Annotated in this window: 16 protein-coding genes and 1 pseudogene; 13 read left to right on the forward strand and 4 right to left on the reverse strand. The window is 70.9% G+C overall.

What is annotated here, in order from left to right; genetic code table 11:
* Position 1: 1 nt before the first annotated feature.
* Positions 2-1048: an ankyrin repeat domain-containing protein gene (locus tag ABH920_RS12580; RefSeq protein WP_370349105.1), complete on the forward strand. Its 1047-nt coding sequence runs from the start codon at positions 2-4 to the stop codon at positions 1046-1048.
* A gap of 12 nt (positions 1049-1060) precedes the next feature.
* On the opposite strand, the gene ABH920_RS12585 is transcribed toward ABH920_RS12580, so the two are convergent.
* Positions 1061-1534 (reverse strand): hypothetical protein, encoded by a 474-nt coding sequence (locus ABH920_RS12585; protein ID WP_370349106.1) that lies wholly within the window; start codon positions 1532-1534, stop codon positions 1061-1063.
* 195 nt (positions 1535-1729) lie between these two features.
* On the opposite strand from ABH920_RS12585, the pseudogene ABH920_RS12590 reads away from it, so the two are divergent.
* From ABH920_RS12590 to ABH920_RS12605, 4 genes and pseudogenes are all read left to right on the forward strand, one after another.
* A pseudogene (locus ABH920_RS12590) lies at positions 1730-2098 on the forward strand (molybdopterin-binding protein); the annotation flags it as partial.
* A 146-nt stretch (positions 2099-2244) separates the two neighbouring features.
* Positions 2245-3150 carry a substrate-binding domain-containing protein gene (locus ABH920_RS12595; RefSeq protein WP_370349107.1) on the forward strand — a complete coding sequence of 302 codons (906 nt, stop codon included), beginning with the start codon at positions 2245-2247 and terminating at the stop codon, positions 3148-3150.
* A gap of 50 nt (positions 3151-3200) precedes the next feature.
* Positions 3201-5027: an ATP-binding cassette domain-containing protein gene (locus tag ABH920_RS12600; RefSeq protein WP_370349108.1), complete on the forward strand. Its 1827-nt coding sequence runs from the start codon at positions 3201-3203 to the stop codon at positions 5025-5027.
* A 19-nt stretch (positions 5028-5046) separates the two neighbouring features.
* Positions 5047-5451: a DUF302 domain-containing protein gene (locus ABH920_RS12605; RefSeq protein ID WP_370349109.1), complete on the forward strand. Its 405-nt coding sequence runs from the start codon at positions 5047-5049 to the stop codon at positions 5449-5451.
* Positions 5452-5555: 104 nt separating this feature from the next.
* On the opposite strand, the gene argG is transcribed toward ABH920_RS12605, so the two are convergent.
* Both argG and ABH920_RS12615 read right to left on the reverse strand, forming a co-directional pair.
* Positions 5556-7028, reverse strand: a complete 1473-nt coding sequence (gene argG / locus ABH920_RS12610) for an argininosuccinate synthase (protein WP_370349110.1) — start codon at positions 7026-7028, stop codon at positions 5556-5558.
* Between the two features lie 110 nt (positions 7029-7138).
* A complete protein-coding gene (locus ABH920_RS12615) occupies positions 7139-7900 on the reverse strand; it encodes a DeoR/GlpR family DNA-binding transcription regulator (protein WP_370349111.1) in 762 nt (253 codons plus the stop codon).
* Between the two features lie 90 nt (positions 7901-7990).
* On the opposite strand from ABH920_RS12615, the gene ABH920_RS12620 reads away from it, so the two are divergent.
* The 8 genes from ABH920_RS12620 (at position 7991) to ABH920_RS12655 (ending at position 16022) form a co-directional block, all read left to right on the forward strand.
* A complete protein-coding gene (locus ABH920_RS12620; protein ID WP_370349112.1) occupies positions 7991-9214 on the forward strand; it encodes an MFS transporter in 1224 nt (407 codons plus the stop codon).
* A gap of 44 nt (positions 9215-9258) precedes the next feature.
* On the forward strand, positions 9259-9777 hold the full coding sequence (locus tag ABH920_RS12625) for a MarR family winged helix-turn-helix transcriptional regulator (protein WP_370349113.1): 519 nt from the start codon (positions 9259-9261) through the stop codon (positions 9775-9777).
* A gap of 865 nt (positions 9778-10642) precedes the next feature.
* Entirely contained in the window at positions 10643-11206 is a 564-nt protein-coding gene (locus ABH920_RS12630; RefSeq protein WP_370349114.1) for an NADPH-dependent FMN reductase, read from the forward strand.
* 2 nt (positions 11207-11208) lie between these two features.
* Positions 11209-11964, forward strand: coding sequence for a pirin family protein (locus tag ABH920_RS12635; protein WP_370349499.1), 756 nt, complete (start codon positions 11209-11211; stop codon positions 11962-11964).
* A 61-nt stretch (positions 11965-12025) separates the two neighbouring features.
* Entirely contained in the window at positions 12026-12442 is a 417-nt protein-coding gene (locus ABH920_RS12640; protein WP_370349115.1) for a nuclear transport factor 2 family protein, read from the forward strand.
* 263 nt (positions 12443-12705) lie between these two features.
* Positions 12706-14562 carry a hypothetical protein gene (locus ABH920_RS12645; RefSeq protein ID WP_370349116.1) on the forward strand — a complete coding sequence of 619 codons (1857 nt, stop codon included), beginning with the start codon at positions 12706-12708 and terminating at the stop codon, positions 14560-14562.
* A 76-nt stretch (positions 14563-14638) separates the two neighbouring features.
* Positions 14639-15172, forward strand: a complete 534-nt coding sequence (locus ABH920_RS12650; RefSeq protein ID WP_370349117.1) for a SigE family RNA polymerase sigma factor — start codon at positions 14639-14641, stop codon at positions 15170-15172.
* Positions 15165-16022 carry a hypothetical protein gene (locus tag ABH920_RS12655; RefSeq protein ID WP_370349118.1) on the forward strand — a complete coding sequence of 286 codons (858 nt, stop codon included), beginning with the start codon at positions 15165-15167 and terminating at the stop codon, positions 16020-16022. The genes ABH920_RS12650 and ABH920_RS12655 overlap by 8 nt, the downstream gene beginning before the upstream one ends.
* A 62-nt stretch (positions 16023-16084) precedes the next feature.
* Here ABH920_RS12655 and ABH920_RS12660 read toward each other — a convergent pair whose 3' ends face one another.
* Complete coding sequence (locus ABH920_RS12660) at positions 16085-17251, reverse strand: epoxide hydrolase family protein (RefSeq protein ID WP_370349119.1); 1167 nt, start codon at positions 17249-17251, stop codon at positions 16085-16087.
* Positions 17252-17362: the final 111 nt, after the last annotated feature.

Here is a 17362-nt window from a genome sequence, read left to right on the forward strand (position 1 = left end):
CATGGCGAGGAAGAAGAAGCGGCTGCCGAAGGACTTCGACACCACCCTCCGCTCCGGCGACCTGGACGCGATGAAGGCGGTCTTCGACACCACCGACCTCGACGCCCACGACGGCATGTACGGCCCGACCGCGCTCGGCATGTACGGCGTCCCGCCGGAACTGGTGGCCTGGCTGGTCGAGCAGGGCGCCGACGTCGAGGCCGTCGACCGCTCCGACCACACCCCGCTGTGGCGGCACGCGCGCGTCGGCCACGACGTGATCGTCACCGCCCTGCTCGACGCCGGCGCCGACATCGCGAACCCCCTGCGGCCCGCGCTCCACTCGGCCGCCGAAGGCGTCCAGCCCTCCACGGTGAGCCTGCTCCTGGATCGCGGCGCGGATCCCCTTTTCCTCCAAGGCCGATTGACGGCGCTCGCCTCGGGTCTTCAGTACTGCTCCAACATCCAGCTGTCGAAGATGGCCGAAGTCGCCCGGATCCTCCTCGACGCCGGCACCCCGATCACTCCCATGATGCGCGAGCGCGTAGAGGCGATCGGCAAACGCTTCGAGTTCTACCGAGCGGGCTTCAACCCCGACCACGTCGACGAGGCCGACGCGGGCCTGACTCGCCTGTACGAACTGTTCGGCGTCACCCCGGTCGGACAGCGCCGCAGCCACGACGGCGTCTCCCCGATCACCGTGACCGCCACCGCCTGGGACGACCGGCACCAGGAACTCTGGGACCACCTGGTCCCCGGCCGGGGTCCGGCCGCCACGGCCCAGGGCGAGGCCATCCGCATCACCGGCCGCCTCGCGCACGAAGTCCTCGACAACGGCGGCATCAACTGGGACGGCGACTTCCGGTCGATGGCCCGCACCCTGCCGAGGTTGTTCGCCTCCGGCGTGCCGTTGCCGGACGCGCAGCTGAGCGAGGCGACCACGCTGGCCCTGAACTGCCGCCGCGACAGCCCCGAGGAGCACATCCAGCGGCTCAGTGAGCTGGCGGTGTGGTGGGTGCTGGCCAACCCTGAACCGTTGCCGGCGCCGGAGCCCGCCTACCTGCGCTGAGGGACCACGCGGTCAGTCCCCTGAATCGCTGCGGATCCGCACGTCGGCGACCCTGCTGACGTGCCGCGCCCCGCACACGTCCCCGGGCACGACCAACTGCGGCCCCTCCGCGTCCAGCGCGTCGCCGTCGCGCGTCAGCCCGAGCAGCACCGGGATGTTCGCGAACTCCGGGTCGATCTCAGCCCACGACAGCACGACCCGGTGCCCGTCGTGCGCCCGGATCGAGATCAGGAACCGCAACCGGTCCTTGCGCTCCCCGGGCACGAAGGCCGGCTCCGCGAGCCGCGCAACGTCCAGCAGCAGCGGCCCGGAGAACCGGTGCCGCCGCGGCCCGCTCTTGCGGCAGGTGAACTCCACCTCGCACTCGTGCCGCCGCAGCGACCACAGGTCGGACACGCTCAGGACGCGGGGCGACCGCACCTCCCCGCCGAGCCGAACGAACCCGCCGGCGGCCGTACGGACCGTGCCGGTCTGCTCACCGAGCATGGGATCCTCCCTCGCGCGGACCGCCTCCGTCCGGCGGACACGGCCCACGATCCACAGTAGGCCGGGTCCCGGCAGAAGCAAGGGTTGTCACAGCACCTGCGAGATGATGTGTGCCTTCCGTTATGAATATGCAAGGTCTTCCGGCCTTTCCCCCTGGCGTCTGCGCTGTAAGCTCACCGCGTGGACGTCTACCGGATGGGTGAGGCCGCCGAACTGCTCGGCGTCAGTGCCGACACCGTGCGGCGCTGGGCCGACGCCGGCCGGCTGAGCGCACAGCGCGACGAGAACGGACACCGGGTGATCCCGGGGCCCGAGCTCGCCGCCTTCGCCTCGTCGCTGGCCTCCGCCGCCGACGAGCGCTCGGAGGTGTCCTCGGCCCGCAACCGGCTGCGCGGCATCATCACCGCGGTGACCAAGGACGCGGTGATGGCGCAGGTGGACATCCAGGCCGGGCCGTTCCGGGTGGTGTCGCTGATGAGCCGGGAGGCCGTGGACGAGCTGGACCTGCGGGTCGGCGCCACGGCGGTCGCGGTGATCAAGTCCACGACGGTGGTCGTGGAACGCGGTGCGGCCCGGGCGCCGCACGCGAGCAGCGCGACCAGCTCAGGCACCGCGAGCGGCACCGGCAAGCCGAAGACGGACCAGGCCGCCTCCGACAGCGCGGCCGATGTGGAACCGGACATGACCGTGCAGACCCCAGGGGGGCGTTCGTGAAGAAGTCAGTCGCCGTAGTCATCGCCACCGGCCTGTTGCTGGCCGGGTGCAGCAGCTCCAAGAGCTCGCCGAAGGCTGCCGGGGGATCGAGCTCGACGTCTGCTTCGTCGTCCTCCACCTCCGCCTCGTCCTCGGCGCCCGGCGCGACCGGCCCGGTCAAGGTCGCCTACGCCGCCTCGCTGGCGAACCTGATGGAGCACGACCTCGGCCCGGCCTACGACAAGGCCACCGGCGGCGACTTCCAGGGCAACGCCGCCGGCTCCACCCAGCTGGTCAGCGAGATCAAGGGCAAGGTGAAGCAGGCCGACGTCTTCATCAGCGCCTCCACCGACGCCAACACCGGCCTCATCGGCGACGCCAACGGCGGCTGGGAGACCTGGTACGCGACCTTCGCCACCGCGCCGCTGGTCATCGCCTACAACCCGAACAGCAAGTTCGCCGCCGACATCAAGTCCAAGCCCTGGAACCAGGTCATCACCGAGTCCGGCTTCAAGATGGGCTCGACCGACCCCAAGCTGGACCCCAAGGGCAAGCTGGCCGCGCAGGCGCTGACCAAGGACAACATCCCCGCCTCGGCGGTGCAGGTGTTCCCCGAGGAGCAGCTGGTCGGCCGCCTGCAGTCCGGGCAGCTGGACGCCGGCTTCTTCTACTCCAGCGAGGCCACCGAGCTGAACATCCCGACCGTCCAGCTCGGCGACATCCACCTGCAGGCCACCTACACCGTCAGTGTCCTGAACAAGGCCCCGGACGCGGACGCCGGCGTCGCCTTCGTGCAGTTCCTGCTCGGTGACGCGGGCAAGGCCCTGATGACCAAGCACGGCCTGCAGCTGCAGCCGATCAAGGTCACTGGCACCGCCGGGTCGGTGCCGGCGCCGCTGCAGTCCCTGCTCAACGCCGGCTGAATCTGAGTACCGACACAGTGCGGCCGACCGTCGGGGGCTCAGGCGCGCGGATGCTGCGCACCCCGCTTCCGTGGCTGGCCGCACTGCTGGTCGCCTACCTGCTCGTCCCGCTGGTCGCGTTCCTGGTCCGGGCCCCGGGCCAGGGCGTCTCGGCTACCGCGGCGCCCGGCGTCGGCGACGCGCTGCGGACGTCGATGGTCACGGCGACCATCAGCACCGCGGTGGTCACCCTGCTCGGCGTCCCGCTGGGGTACCTGCTGGCCCGCTCCGGCAGCCGCACCGCCGGCGCGCTGGGCGTCGCGGTCCAGCTGCCGCTGGCGCTGCCGCCGCTGATGAGCGGCATCCTGCTGATCTACCTGGTCGGGCCGTACACCACGATCGGCCAGTTCTTCCACGGCGGGCTCACCGACAGCGCCACCGGCGTCGTGCTGGCGCAGTGCTTCGTGGCCGCGCCGTTCCTGGTGGTCTCGGCGCGCTCGGCCTTCGCCGCCGTGGACCCGGCGCAGCTGGACGTCGCCGCGACGCTGGGCCACGGCGCGCTGTCGCGGACCCTGCGCGTGGCACTGCCGATCGCGGCGCGCGGGATCCGGGCGGGGATGCTCCTGGCCTGGCTGCGGGCCTTCGGCGAGTTCGGGGCCACGATCGTGCTGGCCTACCACCCCTACACCCTGCCGGTGTTCACGTACGTGCAGTTCAGCAGCACCGGCCTGGCCGCGACGACGGTTCCGGTGCTGGTGACGCTGGGCGCGGCGCTCGTGGTCCTGCTGATCGCCGACCGCGGTCCGGCCCGCCGCGCGCACCGCCGCCGCCCGGTCCGGCTCCCCGAGCCCCGGCCTCCGGCCCTGTCGCAGGGCCCTGTCCTCGACTTCCGCATGACGGCCCGCCTCGGCGCCTTCCGGCTGGCGGTCGAGCACCGCGGCGAGGGCCGCAACCTGGCCATCCTCGGCGCCTCGGGCTCGGGCAAATCCGCGACCCTGCGCCTGCTGGCCGGGGTCCTGCCGACGCATGACGCGCACATCACCCTCGGCGGCCGGGATCTGGCGGCGCTGCCCGCCGAACACCGCGCCATCGGCTACCTCCCGCAGCACCCGACGCTGTTGCCGCATCTGCGCGTCTGGGAGCAGGTCACGTTCGGCGTCGGTGCCGATCCGGCCCTGGCGGCGTTCTGGCTGGACCGGCTGAGACTGACCGACCTCGCCGACCGGTATCCCGACCAGCTCTCCGGTGGCCAGGCCCGCCGGGTCGGCCTGGCCCGGGCGTTGGTGCGCGAACCTCGACTGTTGCTGCTGGACGAGCCTTTCGCCGGACTGGACGCCCCGGTGCGCGACGAACTGCGCCGCCTCTTGCGTACGGTTCTGCGGGAAACCGCTCTGACGTCGGTCTTGGTAACGCATGACCCTGACGACGCGGCGCTGCTGTCGCAGGACACGTTGTTGTTCGCCGACGGCGCGGTGCTTCAGGACGGTCCCACGCGTGCTGTTCTCACCCATCCAGCGGGCCCGAACGCGGCGCGCCTGCTCGGCGTCCGCAACATCGGGCACGGGCATGTCGACGCCGACGGAGTGTTGGAGAGCGGGCCGTTGCGCATCGCGCTCCCCAAGTCGGCCTTGGAAACTCCGGCGTGGGAGGACGCGCCGCCGCCGAGCGCGGTCGCGTGGTGCGTCCAGCCCCACGACGTGCGCCTGGTCCCCAGCGGTGGGACCCGGGCCGTGGTCGACGACGTCGCGCATCTGGGCCCGGTCGCCGAACTGGTGCTGCTCCTCGACGACGGCACCGAACTGACCGTCACGGTCCCCAGCGGCCAGGAACCGGAAACCGGTGCAGAATGCCAGGTGGACGTGCCGGCCGAAGCCGTCATCGTCTGGCCCGAAGGCTGAGCGTCCCTGGAGCTGCCCGATGTCCGAGAACCCGCACGTCGTCACCAAAACCGCGAGCACGTCGGTCACCGAGACCAGCCGCCGCCTGCTGGAGCTGCTGGAGCACGCCGGCGCCACCGTCTTCGCGGTCATCGACCAGGCCGCCGCGGCCCGCACGGTGGGCCAGGACCTGCGCGACACGATCCTGGTCCTGTTCGGCAACCCGGCCGCGGGCACTCCGGTCATGGCCGCGCAGCCGCTGGCCGCGCTCGATCTGCCGTTGCGGATCCTCATCTGGGACGACAACGGGACCACGCGCGTCAGCTACCTGGATCCCGCGGCGCTCGCCGACCGCTACGGCGTCGACCCCGAGCTGCTCGCGAAGCTCAGTGTGGTCCACATGCTCAGCGACAAGCTGGCCGCCGACGACGCCGCGAGCTCATAGAACACCGTCCGCACAGCAAACAGCCCCCGACGCGTGGAGACGCGGTTCGAGGGCTGTTCGCGGTTGCCTCAGGCCGTCGGCCTCAAGCGGTCGGCCTCAAGCCGTCAGTCGTTCCCGGCCTCGATCGCGGCGCGGTCCAGCAACTCCTCGTCGCCCTCAGCCTGGGCCTCCGTCGCCGGCCGCGCGGCGATGCTCTGCGCCCCGCCGTCGGTCATGGCGCCGATCAGCTCGCTGGAGAAGGGATGGCCGCCGGACACTGCCGTCGCGCCCTCCACCCCGGCGCCGCTGCCGACCATGCCCAGGTGCGCGTACTGCTCAAGCTTCGTGCGCGAGTCGGCGATGTCGAGGTTGCGCATGGTCAGCTGCCCGATGCGGTCGACCGGACCGAAGGCCGCGCCCTCGGTGCGTTCCATCGACAACTTCTCCGGGTGGTAGCTCAGGGCCGGGCCGGTGGTGTCGAGGATCGAGTAGTCCTCGCCCCGGCGCAGCCGCAGCGTCACCTCGCCGGTGATCGCGCGGCCGACCCAGCGCTGCAACGACTCGCGGACCATCAGCGCCTGCGGGTCCAGCCAGCGGCCTTCGTACAGCAGCCGGCCCAGGTGGCGGCCCTGGTTGTGGTACGCCGCGACGGTGTCCTCGTTGTGGATCGCGTTCACCAGCCGCTCGTAGGCGATGAACAGCAGCGCCATGCCGGGGGCCTCGTAGATGCCGCGGCTCTTGGCCTCGATCACCCGGTTCTCGATCTGGTCCGACATGCCCAGGCCGTGCCGGCCGCCGACGGTGTTGGCCTCCTGCACCAGATCGACCGCCGAGCCGAAGGACTTGCCGTTGATGGTGACCGGCCGGCCCTGCTCGAAGCCGACGGTGACGTCCTCCGCGGCGATCTCGACAGCCGGGTCCCAGAACCGGACACCCATGATCGGCTCGACGATCTCCAGGCCGGTGTCGAGGTGCTCCAGCGACTTCGCCTCGTGCGTGGCGCCCCAGATGTTCGCGTCCGTGGAGTACGCCTTCTCGGCGCTGGCGCGATAGGGCAGGTCGCGCTCGGTCAGCCACTGCGACATCTCCGAGCGCCCGCCGAGCTCGCTGACGAAGTCGGCGTCCAGCCACGGCTTGTAGATCCGCAGCGCCGGGTTCGCCAGCAGCCCGTAGCGGTAGAACCGCTCGATGTCGTTGCCCTTGAAGGTCGAGCCGTCGCCCCAGATCTGGACGTCGTCCTCGAGCATCGCGCGCACCAGCAGCGTGCCGGCCACCGCCCGCCCCAGCGGCGTGGTGTTGAAGTAGGCCCGGCCCCCGGACCGGATGTGAAAGGCGCCGCAGGCCAGGGCCGCGAGCCCCTCCTCGACCAGCGCGGCACGGCAGTCGACCAGCCGCGCCAGCTCGGCGCCGTAGGCCTTGGCGCGGTCCGGCACGCCGGGGAGGTCCGGCTCGTCGTACTGGCCGAGATCGGCGGTGTAGGCGCACGGCACGGCGCCCTTCTCGCGCATCCACGCGACCGCGACCGAGGTGTCGAGCCCGCCGGAGAAGGCGATGCCGACGCGCTGACCTGCTGGCAGGGATGTGAGTACCTTGGACACGAGTGCAACTATATACGACTGGCTGAATAATCATGCCACCGTGTCCACATGATGGGCACGGCGCGCCGCCATCCGGGCCGCTCGCAGCCTTTCCCGGGTGCTCCGGCGCGTCAGACGGCCTTGACGACGGTCCCGGCCGCTTCGAGCGCGGCCACCTCGTCGCCGGGCGCGCCGGCGTCGGTGACGACGGTGTGCAGGATCGTCGACGGCCCCACGTAGGCGTGCGCGGTCCGCCCGAACTTGCTCCCGTCGGTGGCCAGGATCGTGCGGCGGGACGAGGCGATGCCCGCCTTCTTCACCGCCGCGTCGTCGAGGTCGTAGGCGGTCAGCCCCTCGGCGGCGCTGAGCCCGCAGCAGCCGAGGACGGCGGTGTCGAAGCGCAGCGCGGCCAGCGACGCGAGCGTCAGCGGACCGGTCAGGTCCCCCTCCGAGGTCCGGGGCCGCCCGCCGGGCACCAGCAGCGCGGCCCGCCCCGGCGTCTCGCTGAGCACGCGGATCGCCTGCAGCGACACCGGCATCACGGTGACCGGCCGCTGGTGCAGCAGGCGCGCGACCTCCAGGCAGGTGGTGCCGCTGTCCAGCACCACGGTCTCGCCGTCGGCGATGAGCGACGAGACCTCGGCCGCGATGCGGCGCTTGGCCTCGACGGCGTCGTGGGCACGCAGCGCGAAAGGCGGCTCCTCCCCGCGCAGCAGCAGCGTGCGGGCCCCGCCGCGGACGCGTTCCAGCACGCCCTGCGCGGCCAGCACGTCGAGGTCGCGCCGGATGGTCATCTCCGAGGCGCCGGCGAGCTCGGCGAGCTCCGGGACCGTGGCGCTGCCCGACTCTTTCACGGCCTCGGCGATCCGCCGGTGACGGTCTGCGGTGCTCATACCGGCGATTGAACACCACGCACAACGAACATGCAAACTGTTCGTTTGCTGGCCTTCCAAACACAGATTCTGTTCGTTATGGTGGTCCGCATGGAACGATCACTCCGGTCCGCCCGAATAGCGACCTTCACGTACTTCATCCTCTGCGGGACGCTGATGGGTACCTGGGTGGTGCACATCCCCGCCATCGAGCACCAGGTCGGCATCAGCCACGCGACCCTCGGCGGCCTGCTGGTGCTGCTCGGCCTCGGCGCGTTCGCCGGCATGCAGGTGTCGGGGCGGCTGGCCGACCGCTTCGGGCCCCGCGTCGTGGTGCCCACGGCCGGCGCACTGTGCGGCGCGACCCTGGTACTGCCGGGGCTGGCCCGTGAGCCTTGGACGCTGGCCGCGGCGTTGCTGGTGTTCGGGTTCTTCAACGGCTGCCTGGACGTGAGCATGAACGCCCACGCGGTTCACGTGGAGAAGGCCTACGGCCGGCCGGTCATGTCGGCGTTCCACGCCGCGTTCTCGGTCGGGGGAGTGCTCGCCGCGATCATCGCCGCCGGCACTTCGGGCGTCGGCATGAGCCCGGCGGCGGCGCTCGCGATGATGGGCGCGGTGGGCGTCGTGGTTGCCGTTCTCACGACGCGTGCTCTGCTTCCCGCCGAGCCGCGGCCCATCACTGCTTCGGGACTGGCTCTGGCTGCTGAGGACGAGCGCCCGCCGCTTCCCTCGCCCTTTACTACGCGTCGCGGCGCCGGAAAGCGCATCTGGCTCCTCGCCGCCCTGGCGCTGATGATCATGCTGTGCGAAGGCGCGGCGAACGACTGGAGTGCGCTGCACATGAAGGACGTCCTGGGAGCGCCGGCCAGCACCGCGGCCTTCGCGTACGGCACGTTCGCCGCGGCGATGACGCTCGGCCGACTGCTCGCCGACCGCATCTCGGCCCGCTTCGGGGCGATGGCGATCCTGCGGTACGGCGCGGCCATTGCGGCCGTCGGCATCACGATCGTGGCGCTGGCGCCGTGGATCTGGGCCGCGTTCGCCGGCTGGGCACTGTTCGGCCTGGGACTGTCCGGCTGTGTCCCGCAACTCTTCAGCGCGGCCGGTCACGCCGACCCCGCAGCCGCCGGCACCAACGTCTCGCGCGTCGCGGGACTCGGCTACGTCGGCATGCTGGCCGGCCCCGCCGTGATCGGCTGGATGACGCACGTGATGGCTCTGAACCACGCGTTCCTTCTGCTGACCGCGATGTGCGTGACCGCCGCGACCACCGCCGGCGTCCTGCGCGCCGGTTCGGAGCGCACGCCGGAGTTGGTGCTGAGCGGCGCCTGAGCGGCGGGTGTCCGCAGCAATGACTTGAAGGCTAAACTCATCGCATGACCGCCCCGCCGATAGCCGAGCAAGCCGCACCATCCACCGATGCCGCCGCCAGCAACGCCGCTCCCTGGCTCAGCGCAAACGAACTCTCCTCCTGGCTGTCCGTGGTCCGCCTCATCACGCGCCTCCCCTGGGCCATCGACGGCCAACTCCAACGCGACGCCGACGTGAGCATGGTCGAGTACATGACGATGGCCATGCTCGCCGAGGCACCAGACTGGACAATGCGCATGAGCACACTCGCCGAAGAGGCCTCAGTGTCCCTCTCCCGCCTGTCCCACATGGCCAAGCGCCTAGAAGCACGCGGCTACATCCGCCGCGAACCCGACCCCACCGACGGCCGCTTCACGAACGCGATCCTGCTCCCCGCCGGCATGCACACCATGCAGCAGGCGGCACCGGCCCACGTAGCCTTCGTCCGCCACCTGGTCGTGGACAACCTGTCACCCGAACGCCTACGCCGCCTCGGCCAAGACGCCGAGCGCATCCTGCGCCGGATCGACTCGCCCGCCCGCTGACCCGCACCGCGCTGTGCCGGTGGCGCCGCGCCGCATCGCGCCAGCCGCACCGAGCCGATCTGTCTCGCGCTGCACCGCACCAAGCTGCACCGCGCCGAGCCAAGCCGCGCCGCACCAAGCCGCACCGCACCGAGTGGCCCCGCATTGTGCCAAGCCGCACCGAGCCGATCTGCCTCGCGCCGCACCGCACCAAGCCGCACCGCATCGCGCCAGCCGCACCGAGCCGATCTGCCTCGCGCCGCACCGCACCAAGCCGCACCGCATCGCGCCAGCCGCACCGAGCCGATCTGCCTCGCGCCACACCGCGCCGAGCCAAGCCGCGCCACACTGCGCCGAGTTGCCCCGCGCCGCGCCGAGCCAAGCCGAGCCAAGCCGCGCCGCGCCGAGTTGCCCCGCGCCGGGCCGAGCCAAGCCGCACTGCACCGAGTTGCCCCGCGCCGGGCCCAGCCAAGCCGCATTGCACCGCACCAAAGCTGCACCGCGCCGCACCAAGCTGCGCCGCATCGCGCCAAGCCGCAGCGAGCCGATCCGCCTCGCACCGCACCGCACCGCGCCAAGCTGCACCGCGCCGGGGCGAGCCGATTTATGCCGAGCCGAGCCGTCCCATGCCGAGCTGTGCCGCGTCGCCCCGAGCCAATCGCACCGCGCCGCACCCAGTCACCCCGAGCCCAGCCGCGCTGCCTCCGGGCTCCGAGCCGCAAGCTGGGCCTCGCGCCGAGACTCCGTCCCCAGCTCAGCCCCAACTTCCCAACTATCACTTGAATGTTCATGTCATCAGCGCTAGATTTACTCCTGTCAGCACAACCCGCTCGGGAAACCCCCCGACAATGACATGAAGCTTCAAGTCCTCTCGAAGGAGACCACCATGAGCGACCTGCGAATCGCCGTCATCCTCGGCAGCACCCGCCCGGGTCGGCGGGGCGAGGTCGTCGCGGACTGGGTCATGGCGCGCGCCAAGGCTCGCAGCGGGGTTGAGTACTCGCTGGTTGATCTGCTCGACTATCCGCTGCCGCACATGGATGAGCCGCTGCCGCCGTCCTTCGGGCAGTACGTCGGCGAGCACACCAAGGCGTGGGCCGAGACCATCGGGTCCTACGACGGCTTCATCTTCATCACGCCGGAGTACAACCACTCCATCCCCAGCGTGTTGAAGAACGCGATCGACTACGTCTACGCCGAGTGGAACGACAAGGCTGCCGGCTTCGTCGCCTACGGCACGGTCGGCGGCACGCGCGCCGTCGAGCAGCTGCGCGGGATCCTGTCCGCCGTCAAGATCGCGCATGTGCACCAGCAGTTGTCGTTCTCGGTGTTCACCGACTTCGACGAGGCGGGCGCGTTCACCCCGGACCCGCGCAACGAGCAGGCCATGAAGACGCAGTTCGACCAGGTCGAGTCCTGGGCCCGGGCGTTGAAGACCGTCAGGGCTTGATCATGGTCGCCATCGACGTCCGCCGCGCCGCCGACCGCACGGAAACCCGCCTGTCCTGGCTCCACGGTCGCCACTCGTTCTGGATCGGCGGCCAACCGTACGACCCCGCCAACACCCACCACGGGCTCCTCCTGGTCCACAACGAGGACACCATCAACCCCGGCGCCGGATTCGAGACGCACCCCCATCAGGACATGGAGATCGTCACCTGGGTCCTGGAAGGCGCCCTGGTCCACCAGGACTCCGAGGGCAACTCCGGCATCATCTACCCGGGCCTGGCCCAGCGCATGAGCGCCGGCACCGGCATCATGCACTCCGAGAAGAACGACTCCTGGCGCCTCGGCAGCGCGCTGCACTCGGACCCGGTCCACCTGGTCCAGATGTGGATCGTCCCCGACGAGCCCGGCGTCACCCCCGGCTACGAACAGCTCGACATCGACCACGACCTGCTCGCCGGCGGCCTGGTCACCGTCGCCTCGGGCCGTCCCCGGCACGCCGCCGAGACCGCGATCCGGATCCGGAACCGGGACGCCGCCCTGCACGCGGCACGCCTGGTCCCCGGACATTCGGTCCAGCTCCCCGAAGCCCCGTACCTGCACCTCTACGTCACCCGCGGCTCCGTCGACCTCGAAGGCGCCGGCCCGCTCACCGCCGGCGACGCCGCACGCCTCACCGCCACCGGCGGCCAACGGATCAGCGCCACCGAACCCGCCGAGATCCTGGTGTGGGAGATGCACGCCGGCCTCGCTCACGCATGACCAATCACTTGATAAATCAAGTAAAAGCGCACAGTCAACCACCCCCGAAGGAGCGAACGCCATGCACGAGAACGAGAAGATCATCCGCGCCGCCTACCAGGTCGCCGAGGACCAGGACGTCGCCGGCTGGAGCGCCGCCTTCACCGAGGACGGCACCTTCACCGACGAATCCATCCCCCACACCTACCGCGGCCCCGCCGAACTCGGCCTGACCGTCGAGGTCTACGCCAAGGCGTTCCCCGACATGCACCGCGAGCTCGAGAAGTTCTACGTCGTCGACAACATGGTCATCGTCCAGCTCCGCCTCCAGGGCACCCACACCGGCCCGCTGGAGCTCCCCACCGGCACCGTCCCGCCGACCGGCAAGCGCATGGACGCCCCCTGCTGTGACGTCTTCGAACTCGTCGACGGCAAGATCAAGCGCTTCGACTGCTACGCCGAGGGCTCGGTCATCGCCAAGCAGCTCGGCCTGGCCTGAGATACCCGCAGCGCACGACCACGGCGCACGACCACGGCGCCCGCGACCCCGATCATGGGATCCCGGGCGCCGTCGCGTTCCGCTGTCCAGACGTTGTCCTCGGGGCCTTGCGCCAATGCCGCGTGGTACCTTCCTGCCACGGAACAGGGGCCGAGGTGGGGCGGGGATTTATGTCTGAGACTGAGCTCACTGCTGCGCCCGAACCTTTGCTGCCAGCCACGCCGGACACGCGAGACACGTCAGACGTGCCGGAGTCGCCGGGAGTGCCAGAGCCGCGGGAGGCGTCGGACTCTCCCGACCCCGAATCCCCCAACCCCGAATCCCCCGACCAAGACCTGGCCGCCTCCGACCCCCGCCGCCGCGACAACCGCCTCGCCGCGACCTTCGACCGCCTGGTCCGCCGCGACATCTTCGGCGTCAACGCCGCGGTCCTGCTCTTCCTCCTCGCCCCACTGGCCTTCGGCTACTACGCCCGCCTGCACTGGCTGGCCCACTCCTTCCCGCCGGACAGCCGCTACTACGTCACCATGACGCTCCGCGACCTGGGCTGGAGCGACGCCCACGCGCTGACGAAGCAGTGGACCGACGGCGGGAACATCGCCGAGTCCTGGTACTTCGCACACAGCGACCCGACCTGGCTGATGGTCCAGTCGCGCATGCTCTACCCCTTCTTCGCCGCGCCGTTCGTCCTGGTCTTCGGCCTGGGCGAGGGGATGCCGATCGCCTCGATGGTGGCCTTCGCGGTGATGCTGTGGGCCGTGGCCCGCCTGGTCCAGCGGCTCTACGGCCCGACCGCCGCCCTCGCCGCCGGCGCCGTCCTCGGCGCGTGCGGCTTCATGATGAACCTGGCCGAGGCGGTCACCGATCCGGTGGCGATCGCCGTCCTGGCGCTGATCCTGCTGAATCTCCCGCTCGGCCGCCGGGCCCGCGCGCACAACCTGGTCCTGCTCGTGCTGCTGTCCGTGCTGCTGGAACTGAGCCGCCAGGTGATGCCGACCGCCGCCGTCATGGCGTTCTTCGCCTGGGCCTGGGCGACGGTGTTCCCCGGACGCGGCCGGTCCCGCCGGTGGCGCAACGACTGGCTGTGGCCCTCGGCGATCGTCGCCGGCACGACCGTGTTCGTCCACCTGCTGGAGGGCCAGATCTCCGGTCGCGGGGCCGGCTCCCAGATGTCGCAGGTGACCTCGGATCCCACGCACATCGCCTGGACCATCACCCGCTACGACGTCCTCAGCACGGTGCAAGGGGACCGAGCGCTGTCCGTCCTGCTCGCCGGCGCCCTGCTCTTCGCGCTGATCCGCTTCACCGACATCGTCTCGGGGCTCCTGCTCGGGGCGATCGCGGGCACCTACGTGATCATGATCGCCGGCATCGAGCCCTCCGACATGCGGTACGAGTCGATCATGTTTCCGGTGGCCGGCCTCGCGGTCGGGGCGCTCTTCCACCACCTGGCCCCGGCCTCGCTGCGCGGCGGCGTCGTCGGCGACGGGACGCTCCGCTCGGACCGGCTCCCCGCGGTCGATACCTGGTGGCAGCGCGGCCCGCGCCGGATCCCGGTCCTCGGCGCGTCGGCGGTCGTCGGCCTGGCCGTCCTGGTCGGATGGTCGGCGACGCACGGCTCGCAGTCCATGGCCGGCGCCGTGCCCACGGCTCCCGCCGCCGCCGCGGCCCTGGCCGGCGATCCGCACGCTTCGCTTCCCGACCACACCATCGCCGCCGAGGCCGTCCTGTCCTCGGAGTTCACCGAGGCCGAGAAGATGGCCAAGGGTGCCGGCTCCGCCTTCCTCCTCTACGCCGACTGGCGCCACCCGATGCGGTACCGGCCGTTGGCGCCCGACCAGCCGGGTTGGAACCACCGCGGCGCGGACGGCACGGCCGTGCTGTACCCGGGAGACCTGGACGACTCGGACTGGACCGCGCTGTCCCGGGCCTTCACCTACAACGGCACGCTCGACCCGAAGTCGGTCAAGGTGACCTCCCGGCAGACCAGCGCCTACGGCCAGGACGTGACGTTCACCGTCACCGCCGGCGGCACCGTCCACCGCGGCCACGCCACCGTCGTCTACCCGATCCGCGCCGTGATGCCCGGGATCGTCACCGAGATGGTCTTCGACTCCTGAGTTCCCAAGCCGATGCAACCGTGCGCGGACGCCCAGGCGTACAGCGCTCGACACATCGGCAAGGGAGGGGAGCGGCATGACGGGGAAACACACGGAGTCGGCTGCCACAGACTTCGACCTCATCTACGCGGCGAACGCGCCGCGCCTGGTCGGCCAGCTCTATTTGATGATCGGTGATCTCGCCGAGGCCCAGGACTGCGTCCAGGAGGCCTTCGCCAAGGCCTGGCTGCGGTGGGACTCGCTGACCGACGGTCGCGGCGACCCGGTCGGGTGGATCAAGACCACGGCGTACCGCATGGCGGTCTCGCACTGGCGGCACTGGAAGTCCGGGGTCAAGGCCCTGCGCAAGCACGGCGCGCCGCCGGACGCCCCGGAGCCGTCCCCGGACGCCGTCGCGCTGCGCGACGCACTGGCGCGACTGCCCAAATCCCAGCGCGTCGCCCTGGTCCTGCACCACCTGAACGACATGCGGGTCGAGGACGTGGCCCGCGAACTCCGCGTGGCCCCCGGCACGGTCAAGGCCCGGCTGTCCCGCGGCCGCGCCGCCCTCGCGGTCCTTCTCGCCGACTGGCACACGGACGTTCTGGCAACGGAGGAATCCCATGCTTGACAACGAAGTCTTCATCGAAGCCACGCGCCCCGAGGACTGGACGCACCTGGCCGGCACCGGTGCCGCGGCCCGCGCCAAGAGCGTCGGCCTGCGCCGCACCCGCCACGCCGGGATCGCCGGCGGCACGGCCGCGGCCGTGGTGGGCGCCGCGGTGATCGTCGGCACCCTGGGTTTCGGCGGCAGCTCGGCGGCCTCACCGGCCTCCAGTGGCAGCTCGACGAAGTCCGGCCCGGTGACGATGGCCGACGTCTTCGCGCGCTGGAAGACCTGCCCGGACTCGGAGTTGACCGTGGCGGCCTCCGCCCCGAAGGACTTGCGCGACCAGCAGCAGGCCGAGCGCGACGCCTGCCGCCGCTATGAAGGGGCCCTGTCCGCGCTGCTGCCCACCTACGAGATCACGCCGGATATCAGCTTCTTCTCGCAGCCCAGTGGTTCCAATCCCGACTGGCCGGATTACGAGAACCCCGCGTTCGTCGTCCCGGCCGGCTACATGCCGCACATGACTCCGAATCTGTATCGAGTCGTCAGCTCCGATGGCAGCATCTCGTCGGTGATGATCCGCGCGTACCGCCGCGTGGACATGAAGCCGATCTCCGGCGAACAGGTCACTCTGCCCAACGGGATGAAGGCCACGCTGGGCCTCGGCACCGGCGACTTCATGAACAAGGGTGACAAGGGCTACGGGATTTTCATCCTGGACGGCACCAAGTCCTTCTTGATGACCGCAAGCGCAGGCGACATCGGAAAGCCATCCTCCAAATCGTCGCCGAACTTCGATTTCAAGGCCCTGGTGATGACCCCGCAGTTCGCGCACCTGGTGACGCAGTCCCTGGCCGAGCCCGAGAGCTGAGCCTCAACCCGTGCCGCGTCCCATCAGATGGGGCGCGGCACGGATCCGCGTTCCCTCCCGCCTCAGACCAGCGGCCCGAAGAACGCCCGCAGATCCGCGGCGAGCACATCAGGGCACTCCATCGCCGGGAAGTGCCTCCCGCGCTCGAACTCGCTCCAGTGCGCGTCCGCCGGGGTCGGAACCAGCTTGCGGACCGTCGGATCCGCGCCGAACACCGCGAAGCCGTGCGGCACGGGGGAGGGGGCGCCCCAGTCGGAGGAGTGGAACTGGTCGTAGAGCGTGTGGGCCGCCGACGCCCCGGCGCCGGTGAACCAGAACAGGCTCACGGTCGTCAGCAAATGGTCCCGGTCGATCGGCAGGTCGGTCCACTGCTCGAACTTCTCCGCGATCCACGCCAGCTGCAGGACCGGCGAGTCGACGAGGCCGTAGCCGATGGTCTGCGGCCGGCTGTTCTGGATGGCGAGGTAGCCCGACCCCTCCTTCCGGAACGCGGTCATCCGCTCCAGCGCCAGCGCGTCGACGGGATCGGCGGGGTCCAGGCGGTCGGCCAGGCCCGGCAGGAAGGTGGCGACGTTGGCCGCGGTCAGCGGGTCGGTGGTCACGTGGACCCCGGTGACGTGCTCGGCGTCGTACCCGGCGACCATTCCCGATACGCCGCTGCCGATGTCGCCGCCGTGCACGCCGTAGCGGTCGTAGTCCAGCCGGCGCATGAGCTCGATCCAGGCGCGCGCGGTCCGGCTCAGGGTCCAGCCCTGCGCGGCCAGCGGCGTGGAAAACCCATAGCCGGGAAGGGAAGGCGCGACGATGTGGAACGCCGGGTCCTCGTCCCGTTCCGGGGCGACCAGCGGCTCGATCAGGGTCAGGAACTCGGCGACCGAGCTGGGGAAGCCGTGCGTGAGCAGCAGCGGCTTGGCGTCCGGGCGCGCGGACCGGACGTGCAGGAAGTGGACGCGCTGACCGTCGATCTCGGTCACGAACTGCGGGAGGGCGTTGAGCGCCTTCTCCTGTGCCCGCCAGTCGAAGCCGGTCCGCCAGTACTCCGCGAGCTCCTTCAGATAGTCCACGGGCACCCCGCGCTCCCACCCGGCGCCGGGCACGGACGCGGCCCAGCGGGCGTTCGCCAGCCGCGCGTGGAGGTCGTCGAGCTCGGTCTGCGGGATCGCGATCTGGAAGGGCTGGATCGCGGTGTTCATCGGGGCCTCGGTGCTCATCACGGTCTCGGTGCTCATCAGGGTCTCCATCCGACGCTTGGTCTGCTGGTCCACCGATCGACCGGGGTCGATCGCCTCTGACGCGAGCCTAGGAACGAATGCGGAAAGGTCCGTTCCGCTATCCCGGAT

The sequence above is a fragment of the Catenulispora sp. EB89 genome, assembly GCF_041261445.1.
Lineage (GTDB): Bacteria > Actinomycetota > Actinomycetes > Streptomycetales > Catenulisporaceae > Catenulispora.